At 61.6% G+C, this 11,796-nt stretch carries 12 protein-coding genes; 4 read left to right on the top strand and 8 right to left on the bottom strand.

Features of this window, described 5'->3' with window-relative positions:
- Window positions 1-99 precede the first annotated feature (99 nt).
- Window positions 100-384: a hypothetical protein gene (locus ACWHVV_RS12975; protein WP_447529474.1), complete on the top strand. Its 285-nt coding sequence runs from the start codon at window positions 100-102 to the stop codon at window positions 382-384.
- Window positions 385-493: 109 nt separating this feature from the next.
- On the opposite strand, the gene ACWHVV_RS12980 is transcribed toward ACWHVV_RS12975, so the two are convergent.
- The 6 genes from ACWHVV_RS12980 to ybaK form a co-directional block, all read right to left on the bottom strand.
- On the bottom strand, window positions 494-1,501 hold the full coding sequence (locus tag ACWHVV_RS12980; RefSeq protein ID WP_447926615.1) for a zinc-dependent alcohol dehydrogenase family protein: 1,008 nt from the start codon (window positions 1,499-1,501) through the stop codon (window positions 494-496).
- Complete coding sequence (locus ACWHVV_RS12985; RefSeq protein WP_447926616.1) at window positions 1,488-3,434, bottom strand: ABC transporter ATP-binding protein; 1,947 nt, start codon at window positions 3,432-3,434, stop codon at window positions 1,488-1,490. Before ACWHVV_RS12985 ends, ACWHVV_RS12980 begins: the two co-directional genes overlap by 14 nt.
- Window positions 3,435-3,519: 85 nt before the next feature.
- On the bottom strand, window positions 3,520-4,536 hold the full coding sequence (locus ACWHVV_RS12990; RefSeq protein ID WP_447926617.1) for an AbrB family transcriptional regulator: 1,017 nt from the start codon (window positions 4,534-4,536) through the stop codon (window positions 3,520-3,522).
- A gap of 110 nt (window positions 4,537-4,646) precedes the next feature.
- Entirely contained in the window at window positions 4,647-5,519 is an 873-nt protein-coding gene (locus ACWHVV_RS12995; protein ID WP_447926618.1) for a PA4780 family RIO1-like protein kinase, read from the bottom strand.
- Window positions 5,520-5,588: 69 nt separating this feature from the next.
- The gene (dbpA, locus tag ACWHVV_RS13000) at window positions 5,589-6,980 is read right to left on the bottom strand and encodes an ATP-dependent RNA helicase DbpA (RefSeq protein ID WP_447926619.1); all 1,392 of its coding nucleotides are present in this window, start codon (window positions 6,978-6,980) and stop codon (window positions 5,589-5,591) included.
- Window positions 6,981-7,085: 105 nt separating this feature from the next.
- Complete coding sequence (gene ybaK / locus ACWHVV_RS13005) at window positions 7,086-7,553, bottom strand: Cys-tRNA(Pro) deacylase (protein ID WP_447926620.1); 468 nt, start codon at window positions 7,551-7,553, stop codon at window positions 7,086-7,088.
- Between the two features lie 188 nt (window positions 7,554-7,741).
- On the opposite strand from ybaK, the gene ACWHVV_RS13010 reads away from it, so the two are divergent.
- Entirely contained in the window at window positions 7,742-7,927 is a 186-nt protein-coding gene (locus tag ACWHVV_RS13010; protein ID WP_447926621.1) for a DUF3008 family protein, read from the top strand.
- A gap of 60 nt (window positions 7,928-7,987) precedes the next feature.
- Here ACWHVV_RS13010 and ACWHVV_RS13015 read toward each other — a convergent pair whose 3' ends face one another.
- Both ACWHVV_RS13015 and ACWHVV_RS13020 read right to left on the bottom strand, forming a co-directional pair.
- Window positions 7,988-8,257 (bottom strand): hypothetical protein, encoded by a 270-nt coding sequence (locus ACWHVV_RS13015; RefSeq protein WP_447529482.1) that lies wholly within the window; start codon window positions 8,255-8,257, stop codon window positions 7,988-7,990.
- Between the two features lie 87 nt (window positions 8,258-8,344).
- Complete coding sequence (locus tag ACWHVV_RS13020) at window positions 8,345-9,208, bottom strand: cation diffusion facilitator family transporter (protein ID WP_447926622.1); 864 nt, start codon at window positions 9,206-9,208, stop codon at window positions 8,345-8,347.
- A 105-nt stretch (window positions 9,209-9,313) separates the two neighbouring features.
- On the opposite strand from ACWHVV_RS13020, the gene ACWHVV_RS13025 reads away from it, so the two are divergent.
- Window positions 9,314-10,183 carry a LysR family transcriptional regulator gene (locus ACWHVV_RS13025; protein ID WP_447529484.1) on the top strand — a complete coding sequence of 290 codons (870 nt, stop codon included), beginning with the start codon at window positions 9,314-9,316 and terminating at the stop codon, window positions 10,181-10,183.
- A gap of 174 nt (window positions 10,184-10,357) precedes the next feature.
- Window positions 10,358-11,767: a PhoH family protein gene (locus ACWHVV_RS13030; protein WP_447926623.1), complete on the top strand. Its 1,410-nt coding sequence runs from the start codon at window positions 10,358-10,360 to the stop codon at window positions 11,765-11,767.
- The last annotated feature ends 29 nt before the right edge of the window (window positions 11,768-11,796 follow it).

An 11,796-nucleotide genomic window follows, 5' to 3' on the forward strand; every position in this document is an offset into this window, starting at 1 on the left:
AACGTAAAAGCTCACCAACGCAGCCATTACCCCGGATTCGAGCCGCAAGCCTCATGCGACGAGGCGGGCGCTGGGGGCAGTGCTAAACGGGAGGTCGCAATGAGCGTTGTTCCGGTTAATCAAAGAGAGCTTCACGATAAGCTCACCAAGTGTATTGCGGGCGAGCGGGTGCTGATCGACCACCAGGGCAGCCGCTTTAGCGCGCGGATCCAGCACGCGGGTATCAAAGGCGTGAAAGTGATTCCCGAAGCGCTGATCAATAATACCGCCGGGGACCCTGGCGATATCGAAGGCGTGGTGCATCCCTACGAGGACATTATGGAGCTCGAGGTCAAGGGCGTGGTGTATAGCCGTACCACCGAGCCGACCGCGCACAGCGCCTGATCCGGCATTCGCCCGCATGGCGGGCCTTGCCAAAAAATAATCCCTGCACGCCTTACGGCGTGCAGGGATTTATCGTTTTAAAGCGGGGGTTAGCCCATCTCCGGCGGCGTTAGAACGTCAGGCAGATTTTGCCGAAGTGCTTGCCGGATTCCTGATGGCGAAACGCCTCGGCGATCTCTTCAAGACCGAACTCGCGATCAATCACCGGGCGCATGCCCGCGGTATCGATGGCGCGAATCATCTCGATCTGGTCGCGGCGGCTGCCCACGATCAAGCCCTTGAGCGTAGCCTGCTTGGCCATCAGCTTGGCGGTGGGAATATCGCCTTCGCGCCCGGTCAGAATGCCGATCAGCGCCATGTGACCGCCAATCTTGATCGCCTCGATGGACTGGGGTAGCGTCGCCGGCCCGCCGACTTCGACGATATGGTCCACGCCTTCACCGTTGGTCAGCGCCTGGACTTCCTTGCCCCACTCCGGCGTCTCTTTATAGTTGATGGTGTGCTCGGCGCCCATTTCCCGCAGGCGTTCGAGCTTCTCGTTGGAGGAGGACGTCGCAATGACCCGCGCGCCCATCATTTTGGCAAACTGCAGCGCAAAGATGGAAACGCCGCCGGTACCCAGCACCAGCACGGTGTCGCCGGCCTTGATGTTGCCGTCCACTACCAGCGCCCGCCAAGCAGTCAGGCCTGCCGTGGTGAGCGTGGCAGCTTCCGCGTGGCTGTAGCCTTCGGGTTGATGGGTAAAGCCGCTGGCCGGGCCGGTCACTTCTTCCCGCGCGTAGCCATCGACGCCATCGCCTGGGGTAGTGGCGAAGTTATCGACCCGCGCCGGGCCTTCGAGCCAGGTCGGGAAGAAAGTGGAGACCACCCGATCACCCACGGCGAATTCCTCGACGCCTTCGCCCACGGCTTCTACCACACCGGCGCCGTCGGACATCGGAATGCGCCCGTCGTCGGTCGGGATCATGCCCGCAGCCACCGCGTAGTCGTGGAAGTTGAGCGAGCTTGCGTGCAGGCGCACCTTGATTTCTCCGGCTTGAGGCGCTTTCGCAGGCGCCCCGTCAACGGCCGTGAGCTTATCCAAACCGCCCGGTGCCTGTAACTTAATCGTTTTCATGACGACCTCCTTGATCCGTGTATGGGAATGAGGTGGGGGCATCCTGGTTCAGATCAAGGCCCTCGTCCAACTCCTGGGCCAGGAACCCGCCGGACTGGCGCTGCCAGAGCCTTGCGTAGATACCGCCTTTATCGAGCAACTCCTGGTGAGTGCCGCTTTCCACCAGCTGGCCCTGGTCGACCACGATGAGCCGGTCCAGCATGGCAATGGTGGAGAGCCGGTGGGCGATCGCGATCACGGTCTTGCCCTCCATCAACGCGTCGAGCTGCTCCTGAATCGCCGCCTCGACCTCGGAATCCAGCGCCGAGGTCGCCTCGTCGAGCACCAGAATCGGCGCGTTTTTTAGAAGCACCCGGGCAATGGCGATACGTTGGCGCTGGCCGCCGGAGAGCTTTACGCCGCGCTCGCCGACGTGGGCATCCAGGCCGCGCCGACCGGAAGGGTCGACCAGGTCATCGATGAAGGTATCCGCGTGGGCGCGGCAAACCGCGCGCCACACGTCGTCGTCGCTGGCCTCGGGGCTGCCGTAGCGAATGTTGTCTCTGAGCGAGCGGTGCAGAAGCGAGGTGTCCTGGGTCACCATGCCGATCTGGTGGCGAAGCGAGGTCTGGGTGACCTCGTCGATGTTTTGGCCATCGATACGAATGCGCCCGCCCTGCAGGTCGTAAAAACGCAGCAGCAGGTTGGCAAGCGTGGACTTGCCGGCCCCGGAGCGCCCGATCAGGCCGATCTTCTCGCCGGGTTTGATGGTCAGATCGAAGCCGTCGAACACGGTCTTGTGCTCGCCCTGGGCCTGGGCGTAGTGGAAGGTGAGCGCATCGAATACGATCTCGCCGCGGGGCACCTCGAGCGGCGCAGCGTCAGGGGCGTCATTGATGCTCGGCGCCTGGGCGATGGTGTTCATGCCGTCCTGCACGGTACCGATGTTCTCGAAAAGCCCGGCGACTTCCCAAAGAATCCAGTCGGACATGAAGCGAATGCGCATCACCAGCGCGATGGCGATGGCCAGCACCCCGAGCGAGATCGCCTCCAGATACCAGGCGCTGATCGCCATACCGGCAATGCCCACCAGCAACATCGTGTTTAAAAGCGTCAGGCACACGCTCATCACCGTCACCAGGCGCATCTGGCGGTGCACCGTGGTTAGAAACCCCTCCATGGCGTCCTTGGCGTAGCGCTGCTCGCGCACGGTATCGGCAAAGAGCTTGATGGTTTGAATGTTGCTGTAGCTGTCGACCACGCGCCCGGTCATCTCGGCGCGGGCATCGGCCTGGGCCATGGAGACATCGCGAAGGCGCGGCACGAAGTAGCGCATGATGCCCAGATACCCGAGAAGCCAGAGCCCCAGCGGCAGCAAGAGCCAGGGGTCGGCGCGGCCCAACAAGAAAGCCGCACCGGTGAAATAGACCAGCGCGTAGACCATCAGGTCCATCACCTTGGTGACGGTCTCGCGAATGGCCAGTGCGGTCTGCATCACCTTTTGCGAGACGCGCCCGGCAAACTCGTCCTGGTAGAACGCCAGGCTTTGGCTGAGCATATGACGATGCGAAAGCCAGCGGCCGATCATCGGGTAATTGCCGAAGATGCTTTGGTGGGTAATCAAGGACTGCAAGAGCACCAAAAGCGGCAGTCCCAGGATGACCACCAGGCCCACCCCGGCAAGCCACAGGCCGTTTTCCTGCCAGAACCCGGCGCGCTCGACATTACCCAGCCAGTCCACCAGCTCGCCCATGTAGCTGAAAAAGAACACCTCGGCGGCGGAGACCGCGCCGGTGACCAGCGACATCACCAAAAGCAGCGGCCAGATCGGTTTTGAGAAGTGCCAGATAAACGGCAAAAGCCCCTTCGGCGGCGTCTCGAGCGCGCCTTCCGGGTACGGGTTCACACGGCTTTCAAAGGTGTGAAAAAGCGATTTCAGCGTGCGAGCGAGCATGGAAAGTCCTTATGGATAGCCCTTATGGATAGCCCTTAAAGCCCAGGATTTAAAAGTACCGAACGTGACTCCTGCCACGGCTTTATTAGCGGCGCATTAAAAAACGCGCCCAGAAAGGCGCCACGATCATCAGCGTGATCATGCGTAAAAGATGATGAAAGGCAACGAACACCGGGTCGATATCCAGCGCCACGGCGAGAATGGCGATTTCACCTATGCCGCCCGGCGCCAGCGCCAGAAACGCCACGTCGCGCCCTACGCCCAACAACTGATGAATCAGTTCAGCGAAGACGGCCAGCACGGCTAACGCTGCCAGCGTCGCCACGCCGGATTGCCACAGATAACGCCCGAGCGTACGCCCGGTCAGGCCCTTGAAGCGCGAGCCGATCGCGCTACCCAGCACCCAAAGCATCACATTCATGCCCCCATCGGGGAGCGTAAGACTTGCGATATCGAACCCCGAGAGCACCGCGGCGGCCAAAAGCGGCGCCAGCAGCGCTGCGCTTGGCAGGCGCATCCAGCGCCCCAGTGGCAGCAAAAGCGGGATCAACAGCAGCATCCAGCCGTCGGTCAGCGCAGCATCGACGCCGCCCGGGCTTTCGCCGCTGCCGCTGGAGACCCAAAACAGCGGCGGCAGAAATAGAATCACTAAAATGACCCGCAGCGACTGGGCGAGCGCAATGCGCTGCGGGTCGCCGCCGGCCTTGTCGCCGAGTAGAATCATCGCGGTCATGGCCCCGGGGGCGGCGCTGAACCAGGCGCTGGTCGAATCGAACCCGCAGCGGCGGTACCAGCGCGCCGCGACCGCCGTGGAAGCCGCCACCCCCAGTAACAAAAGTACCGCCGAGACCGGCCAATCCCCCACGCGGTGGGCCAATTGCGGCGTGACCTGGCTGCCCAGCACCAGCCCCATCACCGCCAAAAACACGTTGCGAAGCCCCTCGGGTACCGCCACGTGAACGCCCCGGGACGAGAGCAGCAGGTTCGCGGTCAGCGGCCCCAGCATCCACGCAAGCGGAAGGCCGGTGAGCTGAAAAAGCACACCGCCCACCACCCCGGCACCCAGCGATATCCCCAACGCGCGTGCCGTGCGCCTGCTCATCGTCATCCCTTTCACTTCGCCACCCCAAGCGCTACCGCGCCCTTCGTTAACCCGCTAAACAATGCTCCAGCTTAGCATTTTGGCGGCGAAGTAAGGTTAATAGCGCAAGGTCAGTACGGGTAGCCGTCGTCGTCCCCATCGTCGTCGCGAAGGCGTGCCTGGCGTTCGGCCTCCTCTTCTTTGGCGTCGTCGATGACGTCCATAAGCTCGCCTACGTCGGCCAGGTGGGTATCGAACTCGAAGTGGCCGGTCAGTTGGCTATCCGGGGTCAGCTTGCCGGCCTCATAAAGCGCCCACATCTCTTTAGCGTAGTGGGTCTCTAAAAGCGACGGGGCGTAGCGGCCGAAATAGGCGCGCATGTTGTTCACATCGCGCTCGAGCATGGCGGCGGCGCTGTTGTTGCCCGCCGCGTCCACCGCCTGGGGCAAGTCGATGATCACCGGGCCTTCGCCATCGACCAGCACGTTGAACTCGGATAAATCGCCGTGGACAAGCCCGGCGCACAGCATCAGCACCACGTCGTTGATCACCTTGGCGTGATAGGCAATCGCCTGCTCTTCACTCAGCGCTACATCGCCCAGCCGCGGGGCCACATCACCGTTGGCATCGGTGATCATTTCCATCAACAGCACGCCATCGACGAAACCGTAGGGTTGGGGAACGCGTACGCCGGCGCCTGCAAGCCGGTAAAGCGCATCGACCTCGGCGGAGAGCCAGGCCTGCTCCTGCTCTTTCTGGCCGTATTTGGTCTTTTTGGCCATGGCCCGCGCCCGGCGGCTGTTGCGCTCCTTGCGCCCTTCCTGGTACTGAACGGCCTGCTTGAAGCTACGCTGCTTGGCCTCCTTAAAGACCTTGGCACAGCGTTTTTCACCGCTGGATCGAACGACATACACCTGCGCTTCCTTGCCGCTCATCAACTGCATCAGCACCTCTTCCACGAGGCCGTCGTCGACCAGAGGCTGTAATCGTTTGGGTATCTTCATAACGTGCGGCGGTCACTCCTGATGGCGGATGCGTGCGTGGAGAATACGTAAGCGTTCAATACATTCATGCTAAAGGCGGCGTACGCGAAAGGCGCGGCCCTTGAGTTTATCGCGCTCGAGCTTGCCAAGCGCTTTATTGACCACTTCGCGGTCGACCGCCACGAAAGCACTGCGTGCCTGTACCTTGATCTTGCCAACCTGGTCCCCGCGCAGCCCCCCTTCGCCGGTCAGCGCGCCGAGAATATCGCCGGGGCGCAGCTTGTCCTTCTTGCCACCGTTTAGCTGAAGCGTCGCCATGGCGGGCTCGAAAGGGGTTTGCTGGCGGGGTTTGGGCAGTGCCTCTAACGTGAACACCTCGCTTAGATACTCACCGAGGCGCTCGAGGCGGTAGTGCTCTTCCGGGGCGACCAGGGTGGCGGCAATGCCGCTCTCTCCGGCGCGGCCGGTGCGCCCGACCCGGTGGACATGCACGCCCTGCTCGCGGGCAATCTGGTAGTTGAACACGGCGTCGAGCTTGGCGATGTCGAGCCCGCGCGCGGCGACGTCGGTGGCCACCAGAATCGACACGCTCTGGTTGGCGAACATCACCAAAATCCGGTCGCGGTCTTTCTGCTCCAGATCACCGTGCAGCGCCACGGCGCTAAAGCCCGCGTCGCTTAGCTCCTCGGCGACCTGATCGGTTTCGCGCTTGGTGTTGCAAAACACCACGCTGGTGGTCGGCCGGTAGTGAAGCAGCAGATCCACCAGCCCTTTCATGCGCGCTCGTTCGCCGTTAACGGCAAAAAAGTGCTGCTCGATGGTAGTGTCGTCGTGGGTCTCGGTGACCGCCACACTGACGTGATCGCGCAGCACCCCTCGGGTCATCTCGGCAAGCTCACCGCCGGCGTGCTCATCCGGGAAGGTTGCGCTGAACAAAAGTGTCTGCCGGTCGGCAGGTGTGGCGCGAATGATCGCATCGATCGACGGACGAAAGCCCATATCGAGCATACGATCGGCTTCGTCCAGCACCAGCGTGGACAGCCCATCCAGGCTTAGCGAGCCCTTGCGCAGGTGCTCTTCGATGCGCCCGGGCGTGCCCACCACGATGTGCGCGCCGTGCTCGAGGGAGGCAAGCTGCGGGCCAAAGGGGGCGCCGCCGCAAAGCGTGAGCACCTTGACGTTGGCAAGCGTGCGGGCAAGCCCGCGAATCGCCTCGGCCACCTGGTAGGCAAGCTCGCGGGTGGGGCAAAGCACCAGGCTCTGAATGTGTGAGCGTTCGAGCCGCAATTGGGCGAGCAGCGCCAGGCCGAACGCGGCGGTTTTACCCGAGCCGGTTTTGGCCTGGCCGAGCACATCGCGACCCTCGAGCATAGGCGGCAAGCTTTGCGCCTGAATCGGCGTCATCTCGTGGTACGCCAGAGACGCCAGGTTATCGATAAGAGCGGGGGGCAGTGCCAGAGAGGCAAAAGAAGTATCGGCCACGAAAAATTCCTGAAATGGGCGAAAGCGCCTTGCTCATGGGCAAGGCGGCGCCGGTAATACGCTTAACGGGCACCATACCAGAAAGCGGCCTCGTTTGCCCTCGCGCTATACGCCGAGCGCTGTAAAGCGCGCCTGACAAAGCCTGGCAAGCGTCTCCGGCGCCAGGGCGATTTCGAGCCCGCGCCGCCCGGCGCTGACGTAGATACGCGAAAAGCGCTGGGCGGAGTCGTCGATAAAGCTCGCCAGGCGTTTTTTCTGACCCAACGGACTCACCCCACCCAGCACGTAGCCGGTCGCGCGCTCCACCGCCTCCGGGCTTGCCATGGCCGCTTTCTTGGCCCCGGCCGCCTTGGCCACCTGCTTCAACCCCAACTGATGGGTGACCGGCACCACCGCCACCGCCAGGGTCTTGCCATCGAGCTCCACCACCAGGGTTTTGAACACCTGCGCCGGGTCGACCCCCAGCTTTTCCGCGGCTTCCAGCCCGTAGGAGGCCGTCCCGCTTTCGTGGCTGTACTCATGGATGTCGAAATCGATGCCCGCTTTTTTGGCGGTGTTGATCGCTGGCGTCATGGAACTCTCGTATCGTTTCAGTAGTGACCGTTTTGGCGTTTAGCACCTACATCTGGCGGGGCGATAAAGCGCTGCTAAACTTTAGCAAAGCGTTATAACGAAGGCACACGAATACCCTGTCCAAAAGGATTATCCCAAAGGACTATTTCAAAGGACTATCCCAAAGGACTATCTAAAAGGAGCTTGGCATGCCGGCAAAATCGAAAGCGCAGCAAAAAGCGGCGGGCGCGGCCCTTTCGGCCAAGCGCGGTGAAACGAAACCAGGTGAGCTTGTGGGTTCGTCCAAAGAGATGTACGACTCCATGAGCGAAAAAGAACTCGAAGACTTCGCCAGCACCCAACGTAAAGGCAAACCCGAAAAAAAGCGCGATTAAACCCAAAAAGCGGCGCCCGGCATTGAAGTGCCGGGCGCCGCTTTTCGACAAGCCCAGGGCCTACTGGCAGGGCACGACCTTGCGCAGCGTGTCCTTGGCCCACAGGGTCTGGCCATCCGGGGTGCGGCCCTGCTCGTTCCAGCGCTCGGTGCTTTCCAGGCAATAAGAGCCCAGGTCTTCGGTGCGCGGGTCGGGGTTGGAGGGGCGCTCGCCGCCCACGCGCATGATATCCGGGTTGCTCGACGTATAGCGGGGCGCGACGGTGGAGCTGGCGCAGCCCGCTACCAACAGGGTAGCCAGCAGCGCGGGTAGAAAGCGGCAAAGTAGCATGTCATTGAAACCCTCTAAATTCCGATGTAATTACCGGTAGGGCTAGATACCACCGCGCTTCAAAAGCGTCAATCGTTTTAGTACCGCTTAAGTCACCAGCGTGATACTGGTGACCGGGCGCAGCTGGCGGTAATGGCAGTGGCGGGTCACGCTTTCGACGATTGCCTCGGCGTCGTCGATCTGCGCTTTTTCAAGCTGAATGTCGACCATGAGAAAATTACCGACCCGCGCCAGGCGTACGTCGCGCTCTGCCACATCGAAATCCGCGACATGGCGCGCAAGCTCCTGGCGCATACCACCGCCGGGCTCGCCGAACATCAGCTCCTTGAGCGCGCCGCGCACCATCTTCACCGGCATGGGCATGAAGTAGGCGACGATCACCAGCACCATCACCGGGTCGGCAAAGCGGGCATAACTTGCCCAAGGGGTATAGGTGAGCCCAAAGGTGAGCATGAACCCGATCAGCACCGCGCCGCTTAGCCAGGTGTCCATCTGCCACTGCTTGAGCTCCGCGGCCATCAACGAAGAATGCCGCCCCCGGGCGTAGCGGCCAAGCCGCCACCAGGTAAAAAGACACCCCGCCACGTTGGCCAGGCCAAACAGCAGCGCCAAATCCAGGGTGACCATACGCCCGCCCCGGTAAAGGCTCCAAAGCGCCGAGACCAGCGAGAACAGGCATACCAGCGCAATCACCACGCCCTTGAGCAGCACCGCCAGCGGCTCCACGGTCAGCCGGCCAAAGGGGTAGCGCTCATCCGCGGGCTTTTGAGCATGACCCAGTGCCACCAGCGAAAGCGAGGCCAGCACCAGGCTGAGTAGCGAGTAGCCGCTGTCGAATAAAATGGTGATGGAGCCGGAGGCCAAGCCGATAAAGAGCCCGGCAAACGCGAAGAGCGAAGCAGAGAGCGCCGAAAATCTGAGCGCACGGCGCTCGAGCGTTGAGGAAGACACGCGAAAACCATCCAATAAGGGGTGAAAGGTGCGCCATAATAGGCGCCAAGAACAGCACTTACCAATCGCTCAGCGCCAATATATTTGGCACTCGACGGGGCATCCATGCGAATCGAACAGATCCAGGCGTTTATCGAGGTCACCGAGCAGCGCTCGTTTGCCGGCGCCGCCCGCCATACCGGTATGAAACGCAGCACGCTTAGCGCCATGGTGAGCGCGCTGGAAGACCACCTGGGCGTGGCGCTTTTCGAGCGCTCCGGCAATAGCCTTACGCTTTCGCCCATGGGGGAAAGCATTCTGCCCGACTGCTACCGCTTGATGACCAGCGCCGGGCGGATCAACAAATATTGCCAGCAGCAACGCCTGGGCGTTGAAAGTCAGCTCTGTATCGCCCGGGACGACGCCCTGCCCGAAACCTTTTGGCAAAACGTGATGCACGACATCAAGGCGCGCTATCCGCTCACCGCCATTTCTGTTTACCTGGCCCCGCCCCAGGCCCACCACGCGCTGATCGCCCGCCAAACCGTGGATATCGCCTTTGGGCTCTACGCCGCGCCAAGCGTAGTTTTAAATGCGCAGAGCCTGGCGCCGGTGGACATGCGCCTGGTCGCCGCCCCGCACCACCCGCTGAGCCGCTTGCCAAGCGTTCGCCGCGATGACCTGGCCCAGTACACCCAGATCTGTTTGAGCCACGTTCAGGATGACAAGCTGGTCAGCGAAGCGCTTTTTTCCGCCAACTACTTGAGCCTGACCATGTTCGAGCTGATTCGCGACGCCGTAATTCAGGGCACCGGCTGGGCACTGCTCCCCTCACTGCTGGTGAGCGAGGCGTTAAGTGCCGGTACGCTCAACCGCCTGCCCCACGAGCTTGCGCTGGAGAGCTACCACTACCGCACGCTCGAAGGCGAGCACCAGGGGCCGGTGGCTACGGTGTTGCTTAACAAAGTGGCGCAATTTTTGGCCATCGAAGCTTAGCGCCGGTTTCGTTGAAACGCGGGAGTGGCGAAAAGTAGCGGCGCCTTCCACTCTATAAAAAAGCCACAGAGGAGATTAATGACACTCGAAAGACTCAACACAGGCAGTGTCATTGATGCGTAAACAAGCCCTGCCAGTGTCGATGTTGCCGTCAACTCAGGAGCGACTTCCCCGATGGTCAAACTCGATAAGAAAGCCAAACGGCTCTATGTTCTCGATACCAATGTCCTGATCCACGACCCCGCCGCCCTTTACCATTTCGATGAGCACGACGTGGTCATTCCCATGACCGTTCTAGAGGAGCTCGATAAGCACAAAAACGGCATCCGTGATATCGCCCGCACCGCCCGCCAGGTCAGCCGTACACTCTCGGAGCTCACAAGCCAGGTCACGTTCCGGGAAGTTCAAAACGGCGTTCCCATCCCGCGTATTAGCGGCCAAAGCGGCTGCTTACACTTTCTCTGCTACAACGATCTCAAGCTTTTAAACGAAGTCAGCGACACCGCCGACAACCGCATTCTGGCCGAAACCTGCCGGCTGCGCGACGAACGTCCGGACGCCTCGGTCATCCTGATCACCAAGGATATCAACCTGCGCATCAAGGCCGCCGCGCTCAAGGTGCCGGTGGAGGATTACCACAACGACCGCGCCTTCTCGGACAGCGACGCCATGATCGAAGGCGCCAGCATCGTCGATCACGCGGGGCTTGAAGGTACTTCGCTTTGGGAGACGCTCAATGTCGAGGTCCAGGTCGAACGCGCGGGCCACCACACCTTTTACCACCTCAAGGGCGAGATGCCCGTCGAGTGGCACACCGGCATGCTGGTCTCGGATAGCGAAAACGGCGCCGAGTTCGAGGCGGTCGTACGCGAGCTGGGCCCCAAAAGCGCCACACTCCAGCTTCTGACCAACTACCGCCACCACGCCGGCGTTTGGGGCGTACACGCCCACGATAGCCGCCAGAACTTCACCCTGAACCTGTTGATGGACCCGGAAATCGACCTGGTCACCATCGCCGGAAGCGCCGGTACCGGCAAGACCTACATGACGCTGGCCGCCGCGTTTCAGCAAACCCTGGACGCCAAGCGCTTCGAGCGCATCGTGTTCACCCGCGCGCCGATCCCCATGGGCGAGGATATCGGCTTTCTACCCGGCACCGAGGAGGAGAAAATGTCGCCCTGGATGGGGGCGTTTCACGACAACATGGACAACCTTCTGCGTAACGACGACGGCGAGTCGAGCTGGGACAACGGCGCCACCCGCCAACTGATCGGCTCCCGGGTCCAGATTCGCTCGCCGGGCTTCATGCGCGGGCGCACCCTGAACGACACCTTCCTGATCATCGACGAGGCGCAAAACTTCACCCCTAAACAGCTCAAGTCTTTGGTTACGCGCGCCGGGCGTAATACCAAGATCGTCTGCCTCGGTAACGTCGGTCAGATCGACACGCCCTACCTCTCCGCCAACACCTGCGGCATGGCCGCCGTGGTCGAGCGCTTTCGCGACTGGCCCCACGCCGGACACATTACCTTGAAATGCGTCGAGCGCTCGCGCCTGGCGCTGGCCGCCGAAGAACTTTTATAAAAAGAGCATTTATAAGAAGAGCCTTTATA

This window comes from Vreelandella sp. EE27, assembly GCF_968206495.1.

Excerpts from the sequence above, each read along its gene's own strand:
- ACWHVV_RS12975 (WP_447529474.1), top strand. The coding sequence starts at position 100 with ATGAGCGTTGTTCCGGTTAATCAAAGAGAGCTTCACGATAAGCTCACC.
- ACWHVV_RS12980 (WP_447926615.1), bottom strand. The coding sequence starts at position 1,501 with ATGAAAACGATTAAGTTACAGGCACCGGGCGGTTTGGATAAGCTCACG.
- ACWHVV_RS12985 (WP_447926616.1), bottom strand. The coding sequence starts at position 3,434 with ATGCTCGCTCGCACGCTGAAATCGCTTTTTCACACCTTTGAAAGCCGT.
- ACWHVV_RS12990 (WP_447926617.1), bottom strand. The coding sequence starts at position 4,536 with ATGAGCAGGCGCACGGCACGCGCGTTGGGGATATCGCTGGGTGCCGGG.
- ACWHVV_RS12995 (WP_447926618.1), bottom strand. The coding sequence starts at position 5,519 with ATGAAGATACCCAAACGATTACAGCCTCTGGTCGACGACGGCCTCGTG.
- ybaK (WP_447926620.1), bottom strand. The coding sequence starts at position 7,553 with ATGACGCCAGCGATCAACACCGCCAAAAAAGCGGGCATCGATTTCGAC.
- ACWHVV_RS13010 (WP_447926621.1), top strand. The coding sequence starts at position 7,742 with ATGCCGGCAAAATCGAAAGCGCAGCAAAAAGCGGCGGGCGCGGCCCTT.
- ACWHVV_RS13015 (WP_447529482.1), bottom strand. The coding sequence starts at position 8,257 with ATGCTACTTTGCCGCTTTCTACCCGCGCTGCTGGCTACCCTGTTGGTA.
- ACWHVV_RS13025 (WP_447529484.1), top strand. The coding sequence starts at position 9,314 with ATGCGAATCGAACAGATCCAGGCGTTTATCGAGGTCACCGAGCAGCGC.
- ACWHVV_RS13030 (WP_447926623.1), top strand. The coding sequence starts at position 10,358 with ATGGTCAAACTCGATAAGAAAGCCAAACGGCTCTATGTTCTCGATACC.